This window comes from Providencia burhodogranariea DSM 19968 (assembly GCF_000314855.2).
Taxonomy (GTDB): Bacteria; Pseudomonadota; Gammaproteobacteria; order Enterobacterales; family Enterobacteriaceae; genus Providencia; species Providencia burhodogranariea.
In genome coordinates, this window is the sequence record NZ_KB233225.1 from 58,968 (window position 1) to 78,226 (window position 19,259).

Here is a 19,259-nt window from a genome sequence, read left to right on the forward strand (position 1 = left end):
CAGAATACTCTGTCTTTTGGTCTTTAGTACTTTATTTAATTGTGTTTTTTTCATAGTCTATAGTTATCAATTGAAAGATAAGAGCTGTTTCATCGATTGATTGCTCAGTTGCAAATAGTAACGCAGCCCTTATTCCGAACTTAAAACGACAGCAGAAGGAAGGTCCTGATGAAAAATATAGCGATTTTACGTTCTTTAATTGTTATTGGGTTGAGTGGTACTTTATTTGCTTGTAGCTCATCAGCAAACTCACCCTTGAAAGAGCAAGCTTCCCAGACTTGGGATAGCGCAGCAAAAACTGTCGATATTGCAGGTAAAGATACTAGCGAAGCAATCTCAAGTGGTGTTAAAAGCACTGATAACTATGTAGATGATTCATCTATCACTGCACAAGTTAAAAGTAAATTGCTGGCAGCCAGCGGCATAGATAGCAACTCTATCTCGGTAAAAACAGTTAAAGGGGTTGTTTATCTTTCTGGTTTTGTGAAATCTGATAGCCAAATTGATACAGTTGTACAAGTCGTGTCAGCAGTCAATGGTGTGAAATCAGTACAAAACGGTTTAGTGGTAGCGAATTAACTCTTGCGGCCAAGCTCAATAATTAGAGTGATTGCATATTGAGCTCATTAACTCGTTAAAACCATGTGTTTTTTAGTCAAAAACTGAGCCTCAGAATGAGGTTCAGTTTTTGCGTTATTAATTAGAGGTTGAGGTCTTTTTAGTTGGTTTTTTGAGCAAATGAACAGGACATTTTTAATAGAATGGTCCTATAATAATTCAAAATTGAACTCATAATCAGCATAAATAGAAGATTATCAGAGGACACATATGGGAAAGCATGTATCAATCACACTCGGCAGTATTGAGCCTTTAGCTTTTTTTGATGAAATTAATCAAGGAAAAACGGCACTTATTTGCGAAGGCGGAGGCCAGCGTGGGATTTTTACAGCAGGTGTGTTAGATGAATTTCTAAAAACTGGCTTTAATCCTTTTGATATCATGATTGGAACCTCTGCGGGTGCACAAAATCTCTCTGCCTATATTTGTGGTCAACATGGATATGCAAGGCGTGTCATCACCCGTTATACAACTAGCCCACTATTTTTCAATCCGTTACGCTTCATTCGTGGGGGCCATCTTATCGATTTAGATTGGCTAATAGAAAGCACCTCGAAAGAATTTCCATTACAGATTGCCTCAGGGCTTGAGCTGATAAATGCGGGTCGTGAATTTTATATGGGAGCAAGCCGAAGCGATGATTTTGAAGCAGAATTTTTGCAACCTGATGCCGATACATGGCTAGATATTATTAGAGCATCCAGTGCGATCCCTGGGTTCTATCGCAATGGTGTCGATCTTGCTGGTACTGTATATCATGATGGTGGCATAAGTGCTGCGATTCCGGTTGAAGAGGCATATCATCGTGGTGCTGATACTATTGTGGTGATCCGCACGGTACCTTCTCAAATGTATTTTACGCCTGAATGGGTGAAGAGAATGACGCGTTTGTTAGAAGGTGAAAAGTATGGTTTACAGCGAATGGCAGCGATGCTTAAAGTGCATCTAAAAAGTTATCGTAGAACACAACAGTTTATTGAAAATCCGCCTGGGGACTTACAAATTTTTGAAATTTACCCTCCAGCACCACTCAAAAGTAGTGCTTTAGGAAGCCGGCTTTCGGCGCTAAATCATGACTATCATACCGGGCGTCGTTGTGGCCGTTACTTTATTGCGGCTCTAGGTCATAGCTTTGCGATGAGTGATGAGTCTTTAAATCGGTTCAAAATTCAAGAGGATGCAGAGCAAGAAATTCAGATTGAAGAGGATTATGCTGAAGCAATATTTGATGCTAAGCATGATGTCGAATTAGTTGCTCAAAATAAAGCTAAAAAAGCGACAGATGCCGCACAGGCATTAATGACAGGTGTGATCACGGCTGCAAACGAGGAATCATCTCCACAGGCTGATAATAAAAATGCTCAATAGGTTTATAGATACTCACTGCCACTTTGATTTTCCGCCTTTTATTGATTCAATAAAGGAAAGTCTCGTATCTGCTCAAGCTGCGGGTGTCACTGATATCATTATTCCTGCAGTTTATCTGAATAACTTCGAACGAGTATGGCAATTAGCTCACCAGTATCCGCAGTTACATGCAGCTATTGGTTTTCATCCCTTATATTTAAATGCATTCCAAGATAATCAATTTGATAAATTATTTGATTATTTCAACGTACAAAGCCAGAAGTGTATCGCGGTTGGTGAGATTGGCCTTGATCTCTACATGCAGAATCCTTTGTTTGAATTACAGCAACGCGTACTCATCGCTCAGTTAAAATTGGCCAAACAATTTGATTTACCGGTTATTTTACATTCACGTAAAAGCCACGACCAGTTGGCTGCATTATTGCGTCGTCATCCAGTACCTGCTTGTGGTGTTGTTCATGGCTTTGCGGGGAGTCTTTCACAAGCACAATCATTTATTAAACTTGGGTATTCTATTGGTATTGGCGGGACAATCACTTATGAGCGTGCGAACAAAACACGACAAGCTATATCCCAATTGCCACTTACTTCCCTGATTTTTGAAACTGATGCTCCAGATATGCCAGTCTCTGCCTTTCAAGGTGAACCTAATCGCCCTGAGCGTATTAAATTGATTTTTAAATCCTTATGTGAAATCCGTCACGAAAAACCAGAAGAAATCGCACAACAACTTTATATCAATAGCCTATCATTATTTAATCTGCATAAATAAAATCTATTAGCTATTGTCCTTAATGATAATGAGATTAAATCCTATTTATCAGACTAAATCCTTTCAGCCTTTAATCTATTAATGACAGCTATTAGTAAGTTTTATCTTAAATCAACAATAAAGCGTGATATTGATCACAATAAAGAGATTTTTGTTACTTTTTATACTGCGTATTTGTGAGGAAGATTGCCAGTTATTGAAAGGGACTAGGTATAATCAGCGCACAAAGAATCAAGGGAACCAATGCGTTTCCTTTTACATCAATCTAGAATTAAGTGAACAGGGATACTTCCATGCAACTCATTATGAGTCTGGTCGGGATGGCAGTGCTAATTGGTATTGCCGTGCTGTTTTCCAGTAATCGTCGAGCGATTAAACTCCGCACTGTTGGCGGAGCTTTTATCATTCAACTCGCAATTGGCGCTCTTGTTCTCTACGTACCTGCTGGACGCAGCGTCTTAGAGGGAATGTCTAATGCGGTCTCTAAAGTCATTGGCTATGGCCAAGACGGAATGAGTTTCATCTTTGGTGGCCTTGTTTCTGACAAAATGTTTGAACTGTTTGGCGGCGGTGGCTTTGTTTTCGCCTTACGTGTTCTACCTATCATCGTGTTTTTCTCTTCTTTAATTGCGGTATTGTATTACCTCGGCGTTATGCAACTTGTCATCAAAGTGCTAGGTGGTGGTCTGCAAAAAGTATTAGGTACCTCAAGAACTGAGTCATTATCTGCAACGGCGAATATCTTCGTTGGTCAAACTGAAGCACCTTTAGTGGTCCGCCCCTATATTGCAACGATGACAAATTCTGAATTGTTTGCGGTAATGAGCGGTGGTTTAGCCTCTGTCGCGGGTTCTGTTTTGGCGGGTTATGCTCAGATGGGCGTACCAATGGAATACCTGATTGCGGCATCATTTATGGCGGCTCCGGGTGGTCTATTGTTCGCTAAATTATTGGTTCCTGAAACGGAAGATTACCGAGATAGAACGAATGCTGAAGAGTTAGTTGCAGAAGATGAGCGTCCAGCTAATATCATTGATGCAGCGGCATCAGGCGCAGCTTCTGGTATGCAATTAGCCTTAAACGTCGGTGCAATGCTATTGGCATTTATCGCACTAATTGCATTGATTAACGGTATTTTAGGTGGTGTTGGTGGTTGGTTTGACTACCCGGAACTTTCTCTCGAATTAATTCTTGGTTGGTTGTTTGCTCCAATCGCTTATCTGATTGGTGTACCATGGAATGAAGCAACCATAGCAGGTTCTTTCATTGGTCAAAAAATTGTTGTTAACGAATTTGTTGCCTTTATGAACTTCGGTGAATATATGAAGGCGGATGCGGATGTCATTGCAGCAGGTAAACAAGTCCTTTCTGATAATTCCAAAGCAATTATTTCATTCGCACTATGTGGATTCGCTAACCTATCTTCAGTTGCTATCTTAATCGGTGGATTAGGTGGTATGGCACCTAATCGTCGTAGTGATGTTGCTCGCCTTGGTATGAAAGCAGTACTTGCGGGTACCCTCTCTAACTTGATGAGTGCAACAATTGCGGGTCTGTTCTTAACTCTCGCATTAATATAATTCCCTGATTTAGGCGGAAGGGCATTTGCCCTTCCGTTTTTATTATTTTTATTTATATTCTTGTTACTTTTTATATTATTCCTCTAATTTTAAACTACGCTTAATCAAGTGTATTGATACGGTAACTCAATGAATAAAGGTCACATATCCTTCATATTTCAATCGGTATAGCGAGTATCGAAAATATTGAATGGCGTTCAGTGAGTTAAATGGCAGTGTTATCGTAATTTTAGGTTTTTCCGTAGATATAACTATGCAGGTCGTTTACATGCAACACCGATTATTTGGTGTATAATGTTGATGAGATTCACAATTTTACATTTAACAATGTAACAGTAAGGTAATTAATGTGATTTTAAGCACATAAAATACCTCTATTACATGGTCAAATAGGTTTAAGTTAGCTGCTATGGACTGCTAGTTCTCAGAGTGGAGACACTCTAGGGCATTGTGCGGTGAAAAGGAATTCAGCTGCTACACTCGGATTTTTTGGGTAGCATCTTTAAGGAACCAAGCCCGCTCGCCAACAAAGAACGTGTTGTTCTGACAGAATTCACAACGTTGGAGAGTTTTATGACTGATTTAACTGCAGCTGCGCAACGCGCACTGAGCCTGATGGATTTAACCACCCTGAATGATGATGACACTGATGAAAAAGTGATCGCATTATGCCATCAAGCAAAAAGCCCAGCGGGTCAAACTGCTGCTATCTGTATCTATCCACGTTTTATACCTGTTGCTCGCAAAGCACTGCGTGAACAAGGTACACCAGAAGTACGTATCGCTACAGTGACTAATTTCCCTCATGGTAATGATGACATTGAGATTGCACTTGCTGAAACTCGTGCAGCTATTGCTTATGGTGCGGATGAAGTCGATGTGGTTTTCCCATACCGTGCATTAATTGCAGGCAATGAGCAAATTGGTTTTGACTTAGTGAAAGCGTGTAAAGATGCTTGTGCTGCTGCTAATGTGTTATTGAAAGTTATTATTGAAACAGGTGAGCTGAAAGATGCTGATCTTATTCGTAAAGCTTCAGAAATTTCTATTAAAGCAGGCGCAGATTTTATCAAAACCTCAACAGGTAAAGTGCCAGTCAATGCGACATTGGAAAGTGCTGAAATCATGATGCAAGTTATCCATGATATGGGTGTTGCAAAAACAGTTGGTTTTAAACCTGCTGGTGGTGTTCGTACTGCGGAAGATGCGGCTCAATACTTAGCATTAGCAGGTAGAATTTTAGGTGATGATTGGGCTGATGCTCGCCACTTCCGTTTTGGTGCATCAAGCCTACTGGCTAGTCTATTAAATACACTTGGTTTTGATACCAAAAAATCAAGCAGCAGCTATTAATTATTGACCTAATTGTTGTTTGTCGAGCATGTGGGCGAGATTGATAATCCGAGTGAGATACTGACTATGTTCCTCGGGATATTAATGCCATTAGCCGACATGCTACTCGAATTATTTAGGGGCTGTTTGATAACTGATATAAAGCAACTAGCTGCAAAATAAGCTCAATAGGCCACAGAACCTAATAAATTCTATTTGAATTAAGGAGCATACCGTGTTTCTGGCACAAGAAATTATTCGTAAAAAACGTGATGGTAAACCACTAAGTGAAGAAGAGATCCGTTTCTTTATTAATGGTGTGCGTGATAATTCAGTTTCTGAAGGTCAGATAGCTGCTTTAGCGATGACTATCTATTTTAATGATATGACGATGCCTGAGCGAGTTGCATTAACACTTGCTATGCGTGATTCAGGTACGGTATTAAATTGGAAGTCGTTAAATCTGAATGGTCCACTGGTTGATAAGCATTCAACAGGTGGGGTAGGTGATGTAACTTCATTAATGTTAGGCCCAATGGTGGCAGCATGTGGTGGTTATGTCCCAATGATTTCAGGTCGTGGTTTGGGCCATACGGGGGGGACACTGGATAAGCTAGAAGCTATTCCAGGTTTTGATATTTTCCCTAATGATGAGCGTTTTCGTGACATCATCAGCAATGTTGGGGTGGCGATTATCGGTCAAACTAACTCATTAGCACCTGCTGACAAACGTTTTTACGCGACACGTGATATCACTGCAACGGTTGACTCTATTCCATTGATTACCGCTTCCATCCTAGGCAAAAAATTAGCCGAAGGTCTTGATGCATTGGTGATGGACGTCAAAGTGGGTTCTGGTGCGTTTATGCCAACCTATGAAAAATCAGAGCAGTTGGCTGAGTCTATTGTCAAAGTCGCAAATGGTGCGGGTTGTAAAACAACGGCATTATTGACTGATATGAATGAAGTACTGGCTTCGAGCGCAGGTAATGCTGTTGAAGTTCGTGAAGCAGTCCAGTTCTTAACGGGTGAGTATCGTAATCCGCGTTTATATGAAGTTACGATGGCACTGTGCGTTGAAATGTTAGTTTCAGGCACATTAGCAGCGAATAGAGACGAAGCTCGTCAAAAATTACAAGCTGTACTCGATAATGGTAAAGCGGCAGAGATCTTTGGTCGTATGGTTGCGGCTCAAAAAGGCCCAAGCGATTTTGTTGAAAATTACAGCAAATACTTACCAACCGCCGTATTGAGCAAAGCAGTTTACGCTGAAAAATCCGGTATTATCACAGCAATGGATACCCGCGCGCTGGGTATGTCTGTCGTCACTTTAGGTGGTGGACGTCGCAAAGCGAGCGATGATATTGATTATAGCGTTGGTTTAAGCGATATCGCGGCACTCGGTGCTTCAGTTGATAATCAAGTCCCACTTGCGGTTATTCATGCGAATAGCGAAAAAGCATGGGAAGAGGCAGCGAAAGAAGTACGTGCAGCGATGGTTATTGGTGATAAAGCACCAGAAGCTACACCGATGGTTTATCGTCAAATTAGCGAATAATCAACAAAACAAATTTATCAGTGGCATTTCCCAATTGGGGATGATGACGCAGGAGAGAAGTTATGAAACGTACATTTATTATGGTATTAGATTCCTTTGGTATTGGTGCAGCAGGCGATGCACACAAATTTAATGATGAAGGTTCAAATACATTAGGTCATATCGCAGATGCTTGTGCGAGTGGTAAAGCTGATGTTGGTCGTAAAGGCCCTCTGAATCTACCTAACTTAACTAAACTAGGTTTAGGTAAAGCGGCTGAAGAATCTTGCGGTAAATTCCCTGCAGGTCTGGATCCTAATTCAGACATTATTGGTGCTTATGCTTACGCGAGTGAAATTTCTTCGGGTAAAGATACTCCTTCAGGCCACTGGGAAATCGCGGGTGTTCCAGTATTGTTTGATTGGGGATACTTTGCTGATCACGAAAATAGCTTCCCGCAAGAGCTACTTGATATCATTGTTAAGCGCGCTAACCTGCCTGGGTACTTAGGTAACTGCCACTCATCAGGTACAGTTATTCTTGACCAGTTGGGTGAAGAGCATATGAAAACTGGCAAGCCGATTTTCTATACCTCTGCTGACTCCGTATTCCAAATTGCTTGTCATGAAGAAACTTACGGTTTAGACGAATTGTATGAACTGTGTGAAATCGCTCGTGAAGAATTGACTAATGGCGGTTATAACATCGGTCGTGTTATTGCTCGTCCATTTGTTGGTGATAAAGCAGGTAACTTTGAGCGTACTGGTAACCGTCATGACCTTGCTGTTGAGCCACCTGCACCAACTATGCTGAAAAAATTAGTAGACGAGAAACAAGGTGAAGTTGTTTCAATTGGTAAAATTGCTGATATTTATGCTCACGTTGGTATCACCAAAAAAGTGAAAGCAACAGGAATTGATGCACTATTTGATGCGACTGTTGAACAAATGAAACTAGCGGGTGATAAAACTATCGTTTTCACTAACTTCGTTGATTTCGACTCTGCTTATGGTCACCGTCGTGATGTTCCGGGTTATGCAGCTGCGTTAGAACTGTTTGACCGCCGTTTACCTGAGCTGATGGAGCTAGTTGGAGAAGATGACATTCTGATCCTAACAGCTGACCATGGTTGTGATCCAACTTGGCATGGTACTGATCATACTCGTGAGCACATCCCTGTTCTGATTTATGGACCGAAAGTAAAACCGGGTTCTTTAGGTCATCGTGAAACGTTTGCTGATATCGGTCAGACTGTCGCGAAATATTTTGACCTGTCTCCGATGGAATACGGTACACCAATGCTGTAAGCGCTGAGCAATAATTTAAATAAGGCAGGTAACTGCCTTATTTATTTTATCATCTCATGGTATTTGGTCATTTGCCGTAGACTGCCCCAGAGCAAATGACGACAATTATCGGGTAGTTACGCTAAAACTTAAATCATGATAGTTATATAAGGAATAATAATAATGGCAACTCCACATATTAATGCAGAAATGGGTGATTTCGCTGACGTCGTTTTGATGCCTGGCGACCCACTGCGTGCAAAATACATTGCAGAAACTTTCCTTGAAGACGTGCGTCAAGTTAACAATGTTCGCGGTATGTTAGGTTTCACAGGTACCTATAAAGGTCGTAAGATCTCTGTTATGGGGCACGGTATGGGTATCCCTTCTTGCTCTATCTATGCAAAAGAATTGATTACTGATTTTGGCGTCAAAGTCATCATCCGTGTAGGTTCATGCGGTGCAGTAATGGACGATGTGAAACTGCGTGATGTCGTTATCGGAATGGGTGCTTGTACTGACTCTAAAGTAAACCGTCTGCGTTTTAAAGATCACGATTTTGCAGCAATTGCAGACTATGACTTGGTGCATAATGCAGTTGAAGCAGCAAAAGCGAAAAACGTTAATGTACGCGTTGGTAACCTGTTCTCTGCTGATTTATTCTACTCACCAGATCCTGACATGTTCAAAGTGATGGAAAAGTACGGCATTTTGGGTGTTGAAATGGAAGCTGCGGGTATCTATGGTGTGGCTGCTGAGTTTGGCGCTCGTGCATTAACTATCTGTACTGTTTCAGATCATATCAAAACTGGCGAGCAAACCACATCTGATGAGCGTCAAAATACGTTCAACGAGATGATTGAAATCGCACTGGATTCCGTTCTGTTAGGCGACAAATAATCATCGATTAAGTGCATATTGGTATCACCAGTCTGCACTTTCTCTATACACGTCATACTTCAAGTTGCCAGTCGGCTATCCTTACATATCTCTTGAATTATTTTGTGTTTATAAATGCCACGCAATAACTTGTGTGGCATTTTTTATGTTTATTATTTTGATTGTGAAGTGGTTAGTTGCTTTTTTTATTAATGCGACTCATGGCAATCGCATCAACATATTGGCCATCTCGAAATGCATAGTCACGCATCACACCTTCTTGCTCAAAACCAAACTTCTTATAAAGTTCTAGCCCATTATCATTGATGGCATAAACTTCGAGCTCAATGCGGCGAATGTTGAGCCAGTTATCGCAGTAATCAACCATCACCTCCATCAGTTTGGAGCCGATACCTTTACCTTGATACTGTTCGCTAACCGTAATACCAAAACTTGCGACATGTTTACGGCGAATTTGACTAGGTTGGTGAACAACGAGAAGACCAACAACTTTATCTTCAATGGTCGCAACAAATTGTGAAACAAGTGGATCATTCCTACCAAGGCGATCTTCCCATATTTTTGTTGATGGGTAAGGTAGCTGTAGTGTGTTTGCATAAGCTGAATAATCAGTATGCATTTGAGTAACAGCAGGAATATCGTTGATGGTGGCCCTACGGATAATAACGTCGCTCATATTTATCTCTAGCTTATTCATATTTCAAGTCATAGGGCTATTGGCTACAACAGGAATTATTTAGTTTTTTCATTAATGCTCGTTAATTTAAACACTAATATAATTAATCATATTAAGCACGATTAATGTCGATTATTTGACTCTATTTTATTAATCTTGGTTAGGTTGTGAGCTAAAAAAAGGAGCTAAAGCTCCTTTTTTGATTATCGCAAAAATGAATATTATGGTGTCATCATAAATACTTTTGCATTTTTCCCTAAGTATTGGCGAGTAAGACGATTGATGTCTTCTGCCTTTAATTGGCGGACTATCGTCTGCTCTTGATTTAAACGTTGGTACTGCTTATCGTCAGAGGCTGCTTGGGCAAGTGCTTCTGTCCAATAACCTGAGCTGTCCATACCTTGTGAATTCTCGGTTAGCCAAATATTTTTCGCCTCGATGAACTCTTTGTCATTCACACCTGATTGGTGCAGTTGAGTAATAGTGTTCTGGGCAATTTGCGTCATTTCATCCGCTCGTTGAGGGGATGTCGTGAAATTGAGGCGCGCAAAATAGTAAGGTTGTGGTTTTTTCGCCAGCATTTGAGAGAAGCCTAGCGCATAAATGCCACTGGCTTTTTCACGTAATTCACTACGTAAACGCTGGCTAACAATAGTATCTAACAACTGCATTGCTAGCTGATCTTGCTGTGTCCACTGTGCCGGTGCTGCAAATTGAATACTAACCATGCTTTTATCGCTGCTACTGATTGGATAGCGTTTATTAAAGCTTTCCATCTTTGGCATAATCCCTTGATCACGCCAAGCGAGCTGCTGATTACTTGCTGGGATAGATGCAATCCACTGTTCAAGTAATGGCTTTAATTCACGTGCATTCATGGCTCCACTAATCACCAGTGTCATATCCGAAGTAGAGGTCAATAATTGACGGTTAGCTTGCTGAAGCTGACCCGCGGTAAAGTTTTGCCAGCCACCTTGAGGATTAACCACCATCAATTCGCCATGTTGATAGCTCTCCTTATTGATATTATCAAGGAAGGTGCGTTCAACAGGCATTTTTGACAGATTCAATGCAAATGATTGCTTCTGTTGCTCTAATTTCGCACCACTGAATTGTGGTGCGGTGAGTTTTAAATGTAATAACTGAAAAGCCATTTCTAAGTTATCGACAGGGGTTTTTCCACGGTAGCCATGATTAAGCAGTTCACTATAAGGACGAATTGAAATTTGGTTTTTCTTTGCTAATAGCGCCAAATCACGCGCACTGTATTCCCCGTAACCACTACTTTCCGGCAACTTTAATGCCCAATCCGTCAATCCTGCTGTTTGTACCGTCTCAAGAGAGCGTCCACCCGGTAATTGTAAGTTAAACTGAATATCATCTTTCAGGTTTTTGTCTGCTTTAACAATCACCTGAATACCATTACTCAATTGCCAATGTTCGGCTTTATTCACAGGTAGTGCCGACTGCTCAGTAATCGAACCTTTAGTCACTCGAGGTAACTGCAGATTGATTGACTGAGAGCGTAGGGTGAATGGACCCGGAGAGCTTTGGCGAATTCTCTGCCATTGCTCATTAAAGGTCGAGTTATCGACTTTTTTGGCATCAGTATCAGGGCCAATCAGCGCAAGCCGTGGTGATGCTTGATTTAACAAGGTCGCAATGTGTTTCTGCAAATCGTGTGGTTTCACTTTGCCGATTAACTGGTAGCTATTGTCTAACTGTTGGCGTTTATTCCACATCGGCATGTCATATTCGAGGGCTGTGGTAAGCTGACCTGCTAAATAATCATTCCCATAACGCTGTTCAGTTGCCGCTTGTTGGCTGAGTTTTTTGAGTATTGCTTGGCGAGCACTCTCTAGCTCTTCTTGCTGGACAGGTTCAGTGGCTAATCTTTGCAATTCAGTAAATAATATACTCGTTGCTCCAGCGTAATCATCCCCTTTCGGGTGAATAATCATGAGTTGCTGAAGACGTTGATTATCGAGCATTGAACCTTGTTCATTGATACTGATAGCGGGCAAAATGCCATTATCAACTAACACGGAAAAACGCTGATTCAAAATGGCTAACCATAGGCTATCCATCAAATCATCATATTGTCCTTGGCGAGTATTCAAAGGCGCACTGACATCTTTTTGCAAGGCAAACTGAACGAAACGGGAGCCTTGTTCTTTATCAAACACTGGTTGAACCAGCATGGAGGTTGAGTTAGCAAACTGTTTCCATTGCGGGTTATCTTGAGATGGCTGTGTAGGTTTTGGTAATACAAACAGCGTACCGATTTCTTTGCGTACAGTTGTGTTATTAAAATCGCCAATGACGATTAAAGCCATGCGCTGTGGCTGATACCACGTTTGATAATACGCTTTTGCTTGTTCAATCGGTGCCTGACGAACGACATCCAATGATCCAATTGGGTTGCGTTCAGCGTAGCGGCTTCCGTGATAACGCAGTTTTTCAAGGCTATCATTGATGCGATAGCCCATCCCTTGGCGTAAACGCCACTCTTCAATGATCACTGGGCGCTCTTTTTCAAAGGCATCTTGATCGAAGGTCATATTCGATGCCCAATCTGCAATGACTTGTAGGCCCGTTGTGATTTGAGCTGGCGTTGCCTCTGGTAGTGAAAGTTTATACAGCGTGGAGTTCAGGCTGGTGATGGCGTTCACATGGCTTCCGAGTTTCAAGCCTTGTTGCTCTAATTGCTTAAAGCCAGTAGTGCCCGGAAAATGCTTGGTGCCTTTAAATGCCATGTGTTCGGTAAAGTGGGCAAGCCCAAGTTGTTGCTCATTTTCTTGTACTGAACCGCTATTGACTAATAAGCGTAATTCCACACCGGGTTGGTTGCGTTGTAAGAGATAAACTTGCAGACCATTATCCAGCTGATAATGTTGTAAATCGGTGCGTACAGGCAGTAGTACCTGTCCATTTTGGCTATTTGGTGTATTCGGTGTATTCGCAGCACAGCCACTGATAACGAGGCCCATAAAAGCGGCGAAGGTTATTTTACGAAGCATATTCAGACGTTCCTATAATTGTATTGGCGCACGTTTGCGCTTCAATAAGCGGGAGCTTTTGTTCAGCTAATTGCGATAGAAAACGTTGATGGCTGACGAGTACAATTGCACTATCATGTAGTTCAGCTTTTAATAACTGTAACAACTCAAGCGCGCTGGTCTCATCAAGTGCCGAGGTCGTTTCATCCAACAGTAATAATTTAGGGCGATTAAGTAATAAACGGGCAAACATGATGCGTTGCTGCTCGCCACCGGATAGGCGGTTATTCCAATCAGTATCCAAACTCAGTTGATAATGCAATTTTTCAAGGCCAACTTGACTGAGTACAGATTTAAAATCAGCCTCGTTAAACTGTGCTGTATCTTGAGGGTAAGCCAGTAGAGTATCTAATCGGCTGATAGGCAGATAAAGCCGTTGCGGTATCCACATGAGGTTATCGGTGCGCTCAATTTCCCCTTCAAAGAAAGGCCAGTGGCCGCTCAAGGTTCGCAGTAGGGTTGATTTGCCAATACCTGAACGACCTGAAATCAATGTCAGTTCGCCTTGCTTAGCCGTTAAGTGAATGTTTTCAATTAACGTGCGATTATCGGCTGTTGCGATTTTCAATGTTGCATTGAGGATCGGTTGATCTTCATTAATGCTGACATCTGCTGTTTTATCGTTTTCCAATAGAATAACGAAGTTATATAAACGTGAAACCGTCGCTTGCCATGCAGCTATCTCTTTATAGGCAAAAATAAACCAGCCTAAGGATGTGGCAACGCTACTAAACGCTTGGCGTAATTGCATTAAGCCACCTAACATTATTTCACCCGCAAGGAATTTCGGAAGCGCTAATAATACGGGGGCAAGAGCAGTCACTTGTTGGTAGCCAACGGTATAGAAAGCAAGATTTCGTTCGCAGCGGATCAGCTGGTTCCAGTTACCGATAATTTTACCGAAGCGTTGCATTAACTCTTTTCTATCTTGTGTTTCACCGCGCTGCCCTGCGATAGCATCACCATGTTGGCGACAGTCAATTAACGCACTACGGTAATCGGCTTCACGGCGCTGTTTATCCATATTCAAACGACGTAGAGGAAAACCAATCCACTGAGTCAGCGCGATACCGATAATGGTATAGATAATACAAGCCCAAAACATATAGCCGGGGATAGTCCAATCACTGTCGGCAAAGCTAAATGACAGGCTACCGGATAGTGTCCATAAAATGGTAGCGAATGAAATTAAGGTCAATATCGAGTGCAAAAAGGACACTAATAAATTGAGAGTTGATTCAATTAATAGACGAATATCTTCAGCAATACGTTGGTCTGGGTTATCAGGTTCTTGCGAAGCTAGGCGCAGCATATAATGTTTACTGTTTGGTGATAGCCAGCGACCCAGAACTAATTCGGTCATTCCTTTACGCCAACGGATGATCAGCATTTGTTTCAGGTAATTGCCCATTACCACGACAAAGATTAAGCCGCTGACCAACACCACAAAATATTGCAGTAGACCATACAAAGCCTGACCATCGAGTTGTTGAAGTGCATTATAAAAGTCACCGTTCCACATGTTCATTTTGACATTGAACCAGACGGATGACAGAGTTAGCCCTAGTGAGGCGGCAAGCAGTATCCAGCAGAAAAGGGCAGCACGCTGCCCCCAAAAAGGTTTTATTAAATAGAAAAATTGCTTCAATGTTTTCATGACATTCTTCGTATTGTTATTGTAAATAAGCTCACATTACTCATTAAAACTAATTTATAAGTCGTAATTCACTTGTAACCAGAACTGGCGACCCGGGTCATAAGATTTCAACACTCTGTCTTCGAAAACAAAGCGGTCTGCGATGTTTTTGTTATTCAAAATGTTGTTCACTTCAACGGAGAAACCGAAGCCATACGCAAAGTCAGGTTTCCAGCCAAGGCGGGTATCCCAAGTATATTTACTTGCGAAATGTTGCTTGGTGTATTTGCGCACTTGTCCATATTCAGGGTCAAAGTCATAAGCATTTTCATAACGAACAGCTTGATCGCGAGCACCCCACCATTGCAGGCGGTTATACCAAGTCAAATCGTAGTCATCCCAAACGCTGGTTAGTTCGACGTTTACTTTGAATGGCGAGTTAAAGCTGGTGGAAGGCAGTTTTGATGCATCAATGATTTTGCCGTTATACGAAACTTTATTCAGATTGACCTTATTGGCAGGATCAAAGGAGTTATAGCCAGCATCCTTTGGTGTATTACTTTCGCTCTGCTGCCAAGTTAGAGAGGCGGACATGACATGAGTAGCTTCTGCCCATTCCCACGGTTGGCTGTTATTAACAGATAATGTCACTGTGTCATGTGAGCTGCGGCCACCATTATCAAAAGTACGGATGCTACGCTTATCGGCATCGCGAGTATCGTATTTGGTGCGAGTTCTAACTTCGTCATAGCCTTCGCGGTGAACATACTGTAAGCGCCATGTAGTCGAAAGAATTTCTTGTTGCAGTGCGAGCGTTAACTCATCGTTATAAGGTGTTTTGAGTGACTCGAGGCCTTCATAGTCCTTTTTGTTATCCCAATCATTTTTGTTAGGGTCCATCGAACAGGCATCACCTTCCCACCACGCATTACATAACTGCATACCGCCATTTTGTGCACCATACAGCGCATATGTCAGCATTGAACGGCCGTAATAGCGGTTTGCTCCTGCAATAATTTGTGTTTTACCATTGCCAAACACATCATAATTACCGGATAAGCGGGGTGCGATATTGGTGCGATCTACAAAGTTATCACGGTCAAGACGAACGCCAGGACGCAGGGTTAGTTTGCCATATTGAATATTATCATCGAGGAATAGTGCGTAATTGGTATAGTCAGCTGAGTAAGTTCCTGCTTGGAATCTTGTTATATTACTCAGATAGCCGCTATACATATTATTTTTGTCAATATTACCGGAATAAGTATAACGAAAGTAATCATTGTCACGCTGATAGGTGCCTTTAGTGTAATTAACTTCAGCGCCTAAGGTTGGTTGATGAGTAAACCCTAAACCATCTTCAGCAGAGTTAAAACGCATTACAGTTTTAAGTCCGTGACTTTTTTGTTTAGAAGTTAAATCGCCTAAACCACCACTATTTAGCTCAACCGTATTCCATTTATCATCCCAAGCACGAACAGTCAGTGCATACTTCTGATCATCCTTACGGTCGTCTTTTAAGTCTTGTGTATTGGCCGTGATCTCTAATTGGCCGAGGTCTAGCTGGTGTTTGAATACGGCTGTAAAACCAAGACCATCATGGGTAGAGTCATAGCCAGAATTCATGACGGAGGCAGAAAACAGACGGCTATCATAAGATGCATAGTTAGCCGATAAATCTAACGAGCTTTTCTCTGAAAGGTCGATAGAGTATTTAAGGAAGTAGTTATCGGATGTACGGCGTTGCTTTTTCTCTCCATAAGGAAAGTCGATCAATTCTAGTTGATTATTTTCGCCAATAATAGCGGAGTCGCCACCGGTCACTGTCATGGGGATCGTGGAGCTACGACGTGATGCAGAAAACACAATTCCCGAATTTTCGCTGAGTCCTAATTCGAACCAGCCACCGAAATCATTCTTATCATAGCGGTTTTGGAAACGAGCTGGGTTAGATGTCTCATTCTTAGTAGTATCAATACCTTGAGATGAATCATGAAACAGGTTGTTCCAACCAGAGCGAGTCAAACGGTAGTAAGCATGCGCGCTATTTTCACCTTGCCAACGGCGACTATTCACCTCGACAGTACCACCGGTAAAACCACCAAATTCAACAGGGATATTGTTGTCATACACCGTCATGCTATCAATCAGACGGCTATCAATATAGATGCCTTGATCGCTACTACTTAAGCGTGTTGCTGTTTCGCCAAGCCCACTATCAGCAGGGTCAAAGTCATTATTAAAACTGACTCCATCGAGACGATAGGCGTTTTGGTAACTGCTTGAACCATGAATTGAGACACGAGAAGGCTTAATTTCACCCTGATTCATTGAGTTGCTGTCATTATTCGCAAACTGAACCGCGGGGTTGGTCTTCATCAAGTCAGTGATATTACCATCGCCGGTATTGCGCTGCCTGATCTCTTCTGATGTTACATATTGCGGTGCAGACATCACATCAGTGGTTGGATGATTTTGCACCACACCTGAAACTTGCGTTGCAGGCAAGACAAGCGTGCCTTGATTAATATTTTGAGGGCGAATAACAAACACGCCATTTTCGCTGACCAGTTCTAATCCGCTACCGATAAGTATTTTTTGTAATGCGGTTTGTGCGGTGTAGTCTCCTGACAGTGCGGGGGCGCGTAAGCCATTTAACTGGCTTTTGTCATAGAGTAATTGGATTTGACCTTGCTGACTAATTTGTGCCACCGAAGAGGCAAGTGGTTGTTCTGGAAGTGATAAAGACACTTCCTGCGCAGCAGCAGATTGATAGACTATCGCACTACTAACTGCAACGAACAGTGCAAGCGGTTTAAACCGTTTGTGTGTGAATCGAATAGACATGAGTATCCCTTATTCCTAAGCGGCACAAAAAGTGTGCTGAAAAATTGCCAAATAAATAACAACTGCTTAAGAAGAGGATGAAATGAGAATTATCCTCACCTGTAAAACGAAGTAATTTTCATTTATTTTTTTTGTTCTGAATAATCAATATGTTATTTTTATCTTGATAGACAACTTGGACGGGTAATAACATCGGAAGGGCTTGAAAAAACTGATCTGGCTGACGTAAATTGATTTTCCCTGATATTTTGCTCTGACTAAGAGAGGCAGGGGAGAGCTGAATATTGGCAGAGGTATAGAACTTAAGTTCTGTTAATACCTCAGCAAGGGGTTTATCGGTAAAGTTTAATTCACCAAAGCGCCATCTTGCTACATCTAATGGATCAACTTTATTTACTTTGACGGAGCTATTAATCGTTGGGCTGACTCCACTATCCCCGGCAAATAGGTAAGTGGATTTTTGTTTATCACCTGTTTGTAAGCTGACAACGCCCTGAGCGACGCTTACAGCAACTTGCTGGCCGTTTCTATCGACCTCAAATTCGGTTCCAACGACTTGAATTCGTCGCTTATCAGCTTGGATCACAAAGGGACGATAAGGATTCGATTTGACCTTGAAGTAAGCATTACCCTCATCCAAATAGATTTTACGAACTTCAGTTTCATAAGCGACTCGAACTTGGGTATTGTGGTTAAGAAATAATTTAGAGCCATCGGACAATGTGACTTCTTTGGGCATGTCTGTCGCTACTAGCGTCATGTTGTTGAGCAGCATTGAAGGTAAGTGGCTGTAAGGTAAAAATAAAATTGCTGCGATAAAGCATGCCGCCAACGCATTACCTAGTGGTCGCCAAAGCTGAAAAAAAACACGTTTTTTAGGGGATAACTCCACAGAAGCAGGTCTTGGCATCAAATCAAAATCACGCCAAATACATGCAATTGCTTCATAAGCTTTTGCATGTTCAGGTGAGGCACTTAACCACTCATCAAACTGTTTTGATTGTTCGGCACTCATTTTCTGGCTTTGCTTGCGCGTAAACCACAGTGCCGCTTCTTCATTCATAATGTTGAGTGCATCGGACTCAGGTGAAGATGAACGTGTCATTAATTATTATTGCTCTGATTATCTAGGTGCTTTTTACAATGTACTAAGGCCGCTGCAATGTGTTTTTCAACCATACTGATCGAAATATCCATACGTTCAGCGATTTCACTTTGTGACAAACCATCAAACCGATAAAGTAAAAAGGCTTCTCGACGCCGTGGAGGTAACGAGTCTATTGCCTCACCGAGCCTTTGTATACGCTGTTGATGCTCCAGTATTTCACTGGGATCTTCTTGTGTCGCCTCAACATTGTGTTCAATTGATGCATCATCAATTGGTGTTTCTGATTTTGCTTGACGTTGATTACGTCGCCAATGATCAATCAGAACATGGTTTGCGATTTTGAACAAATAAGCACGACTCTCTTTAACAGGAGATTGCTCTTTTCTGTTAAGCCATAGTGTAAACACATCCTGTGATAAATCATCAGCATCATTGCTGTTACCTAGCCGATTGCGGAAAAAGCGGACAAGTTGGCTATAGGTTGACTGATATGCCCCACTAATTTTGCGGGAAAGGGATTTATCGTTAGTCATTTTCGCT

14 protein-coding genes are annotated in these 19,259 nt (G+C 41.8%); 8 read left to right on the top strand and 6 right to left on the bottom strand.

What is annotated here, in order from left to right; all coding sequences use genetic code 11:
* The first annotated feature begins 168 nt into the window (after positions 1-168).
* The 8 genes from OOA_RS16220 to deoD all read left to right on the top strand — a co-directional run bounded on the left by OOA_RS16220 (position 169) and on the right by deoD (position 9,393).
* Entirely contained in the window at positions 169-579 is a 411-nt protein-coding gene (locus tag OOA_RS16220) for a BON domain-containing protein (RefSeq protein ID WP_008913251.1), read from the top strand.
* A 249-nt stretch (positions 580-828) separates the two neighbouring features.
* Positions 829-1,986: a patatin-like phospholipase family protein gene (locus tag OOA_RS16225; RefSeq protein WP_008913252.1), complete on the top strand. Its 1,158-nt coding sequence runs from the start codon at positions 829-831 to the stop codon at positions 1,984-1,986.
* On the top strand, positions 1,976-2,758 hold the full coding sequence (locus tag OOA_RS16230; protein WP_008913253.1) for a metal-dependent hydrolase: 783 nt from the start codon (positions 1,976-1,978) through the stop codon (positions 2,756-2,758). The genes OOA_RS16225 and OOA_RS16230 overlap by 11 nt, the downstream gene beginning before the upstream one ends.
* Positions 2,759-3,063: 305 nt before the next feature.
* On the top strand, positions 3,064-4,338 hold the full coding sequence (locus tag OOA_RS16235; protein ID WP_201764607.1) for a NupC/NupG family nucleoside CNT transporter: 1,275 nt from the start codon (positions 3,064-3,066) through the stop codon (positions 4,336-4,338).
* A gap of 573 nt (positions 4,339-4,911) precedes the next feature.
* The gene (deoC, locus tag OOA_RS16240; RefSeq protein WP_008913255.1) at positions 4,912-5,691 is read left to right on the top strand and encodes a deoxyribose-phosphate aldolase; all 780 of its coding nucleotides are present in this window, start codon (positions 4,912-4,914) and stop codon (positions 5,689-5,691) included.
* Between the two features lie 214 nt (positions 5,692-5,905).
* Complete coding sequence (gene deoA / locus OOA_RS16245) at positions 5,906-7,228, top strand: thymidine phosphorylase (protein WP_008913256.1); 1,323 nt, start codon at positions 5,906-5,908, stop codon at positions 7,226-7,228.
* 62 nt (positions 7,229-7,290) lie between these two features.
* Positions 7,291-8,514, top strand: coding sequence for a phosphopentomutase (gene deoB, locus OOA_RS16250; RefSeq protein ID WP_008913257.1), 1,224 nt, complete (start codon positions 7,291-7,293; stop codon positions 8,512-8,514).
* 162 nt (positions 8,515-8,676) lie between these two features.
* Entirely contained in the window at positions 8,677-9,393 is a 717-nt protein-coding gene (gene deoD / locus OOA_RS16255; protein ID WP_008913258.1) for a purine-nucleoside phosphorylase, read from the top strand.
* Positions 9,394-9,565: 172 nt separating this feature from the next.
* Here the strand turns inward: deoD and OOA_RS16260 are convergent, their stop codons facing one another.
* The 6 genes from OOA_RS16260 to OOA_RS16285 all read right to left on the bottom strand — a co-directional run bounded on the left by OOA_RS16260 (position 9,566) and on the right by OOA_RS16285 (position 19,252).
* Positions 9,566-10,069 (bottom strand): GNAT family N-acetyltransferase, encoded by a 504-nt coding sequence (locus tag OOA_RS16260; protein ID WP_008913259.1) that lies wholly within the window; start codon positions 10,067-10,069, stop codon positions 9,566-9,568.
* Between the two features lie 221 nt (positions 10,070-10,290).
* Positions 10,291-13,089: a M16 family metallopeptidase gene (locus OOA_RS16265; protein WP_008913260.1), complete on the bottom strand. Its 2,799-nt coding sequence runs from the start codon at positions 13,087-13,089 to the stop codon at positions 10,291-10,293.
* Positions 13,079-14,785 (bottom strand): ABC transporter ATP-binding protein/permease, encoded by a 1,707-nt coding sequence (locus OOA_RS16270; RefSeq protein ID WP_008913261.1) that lies wholly within the window; start codon positions 14,783-14,785, stop codon positions 13,079-13,081. Before OOA_RS16270 ends, OOA_RS16265 begins: the two co-directional genes overlap by 11 nt.
* A 54-nt stretch (positions 14,786-14,839) precedes the next feature.
* Positions 14,840-17,611 (bottom strand): secretin and TonB N-terminal domain-containing protein, encoded by a 2,772-nt coding sequence (locus OOA_RS16275; protein WP_008913262.1) that lies wholly within the window; start codon positions 17,609-17,611, stop codon positions 14,840-14,842.
* 118 nt (positions 17,612-17,729) lie between these two features.
* The gene (locus tag OOA_RS16280; protein WP_008913263.1) at positions 17,730-18,716 is read right to left on the bottom strand and encodes a FecR family protein; all 987 of its coding nucleotides are present in this window, start codon (positions 18,714-18,716) and stop codon (positions 17,730-17,732) included.
* Positions 18,716-19,252, bottom strand: a complete 537-nt coding sequence (locus tag OOA_RS16285; protein ID WP_040691862.1) for an RNA polymerase sigma factor — start codon at positions 19,250-19,252, stop codon at positions 18,716-18,718. Before OOA_RS16285 ends, OOA_RS16280 begins: the two co-directional genes overlap by 1 nt.
* Between the last annotated feature and the right edge of the window lie 7 nt (positions 19,253-19,259).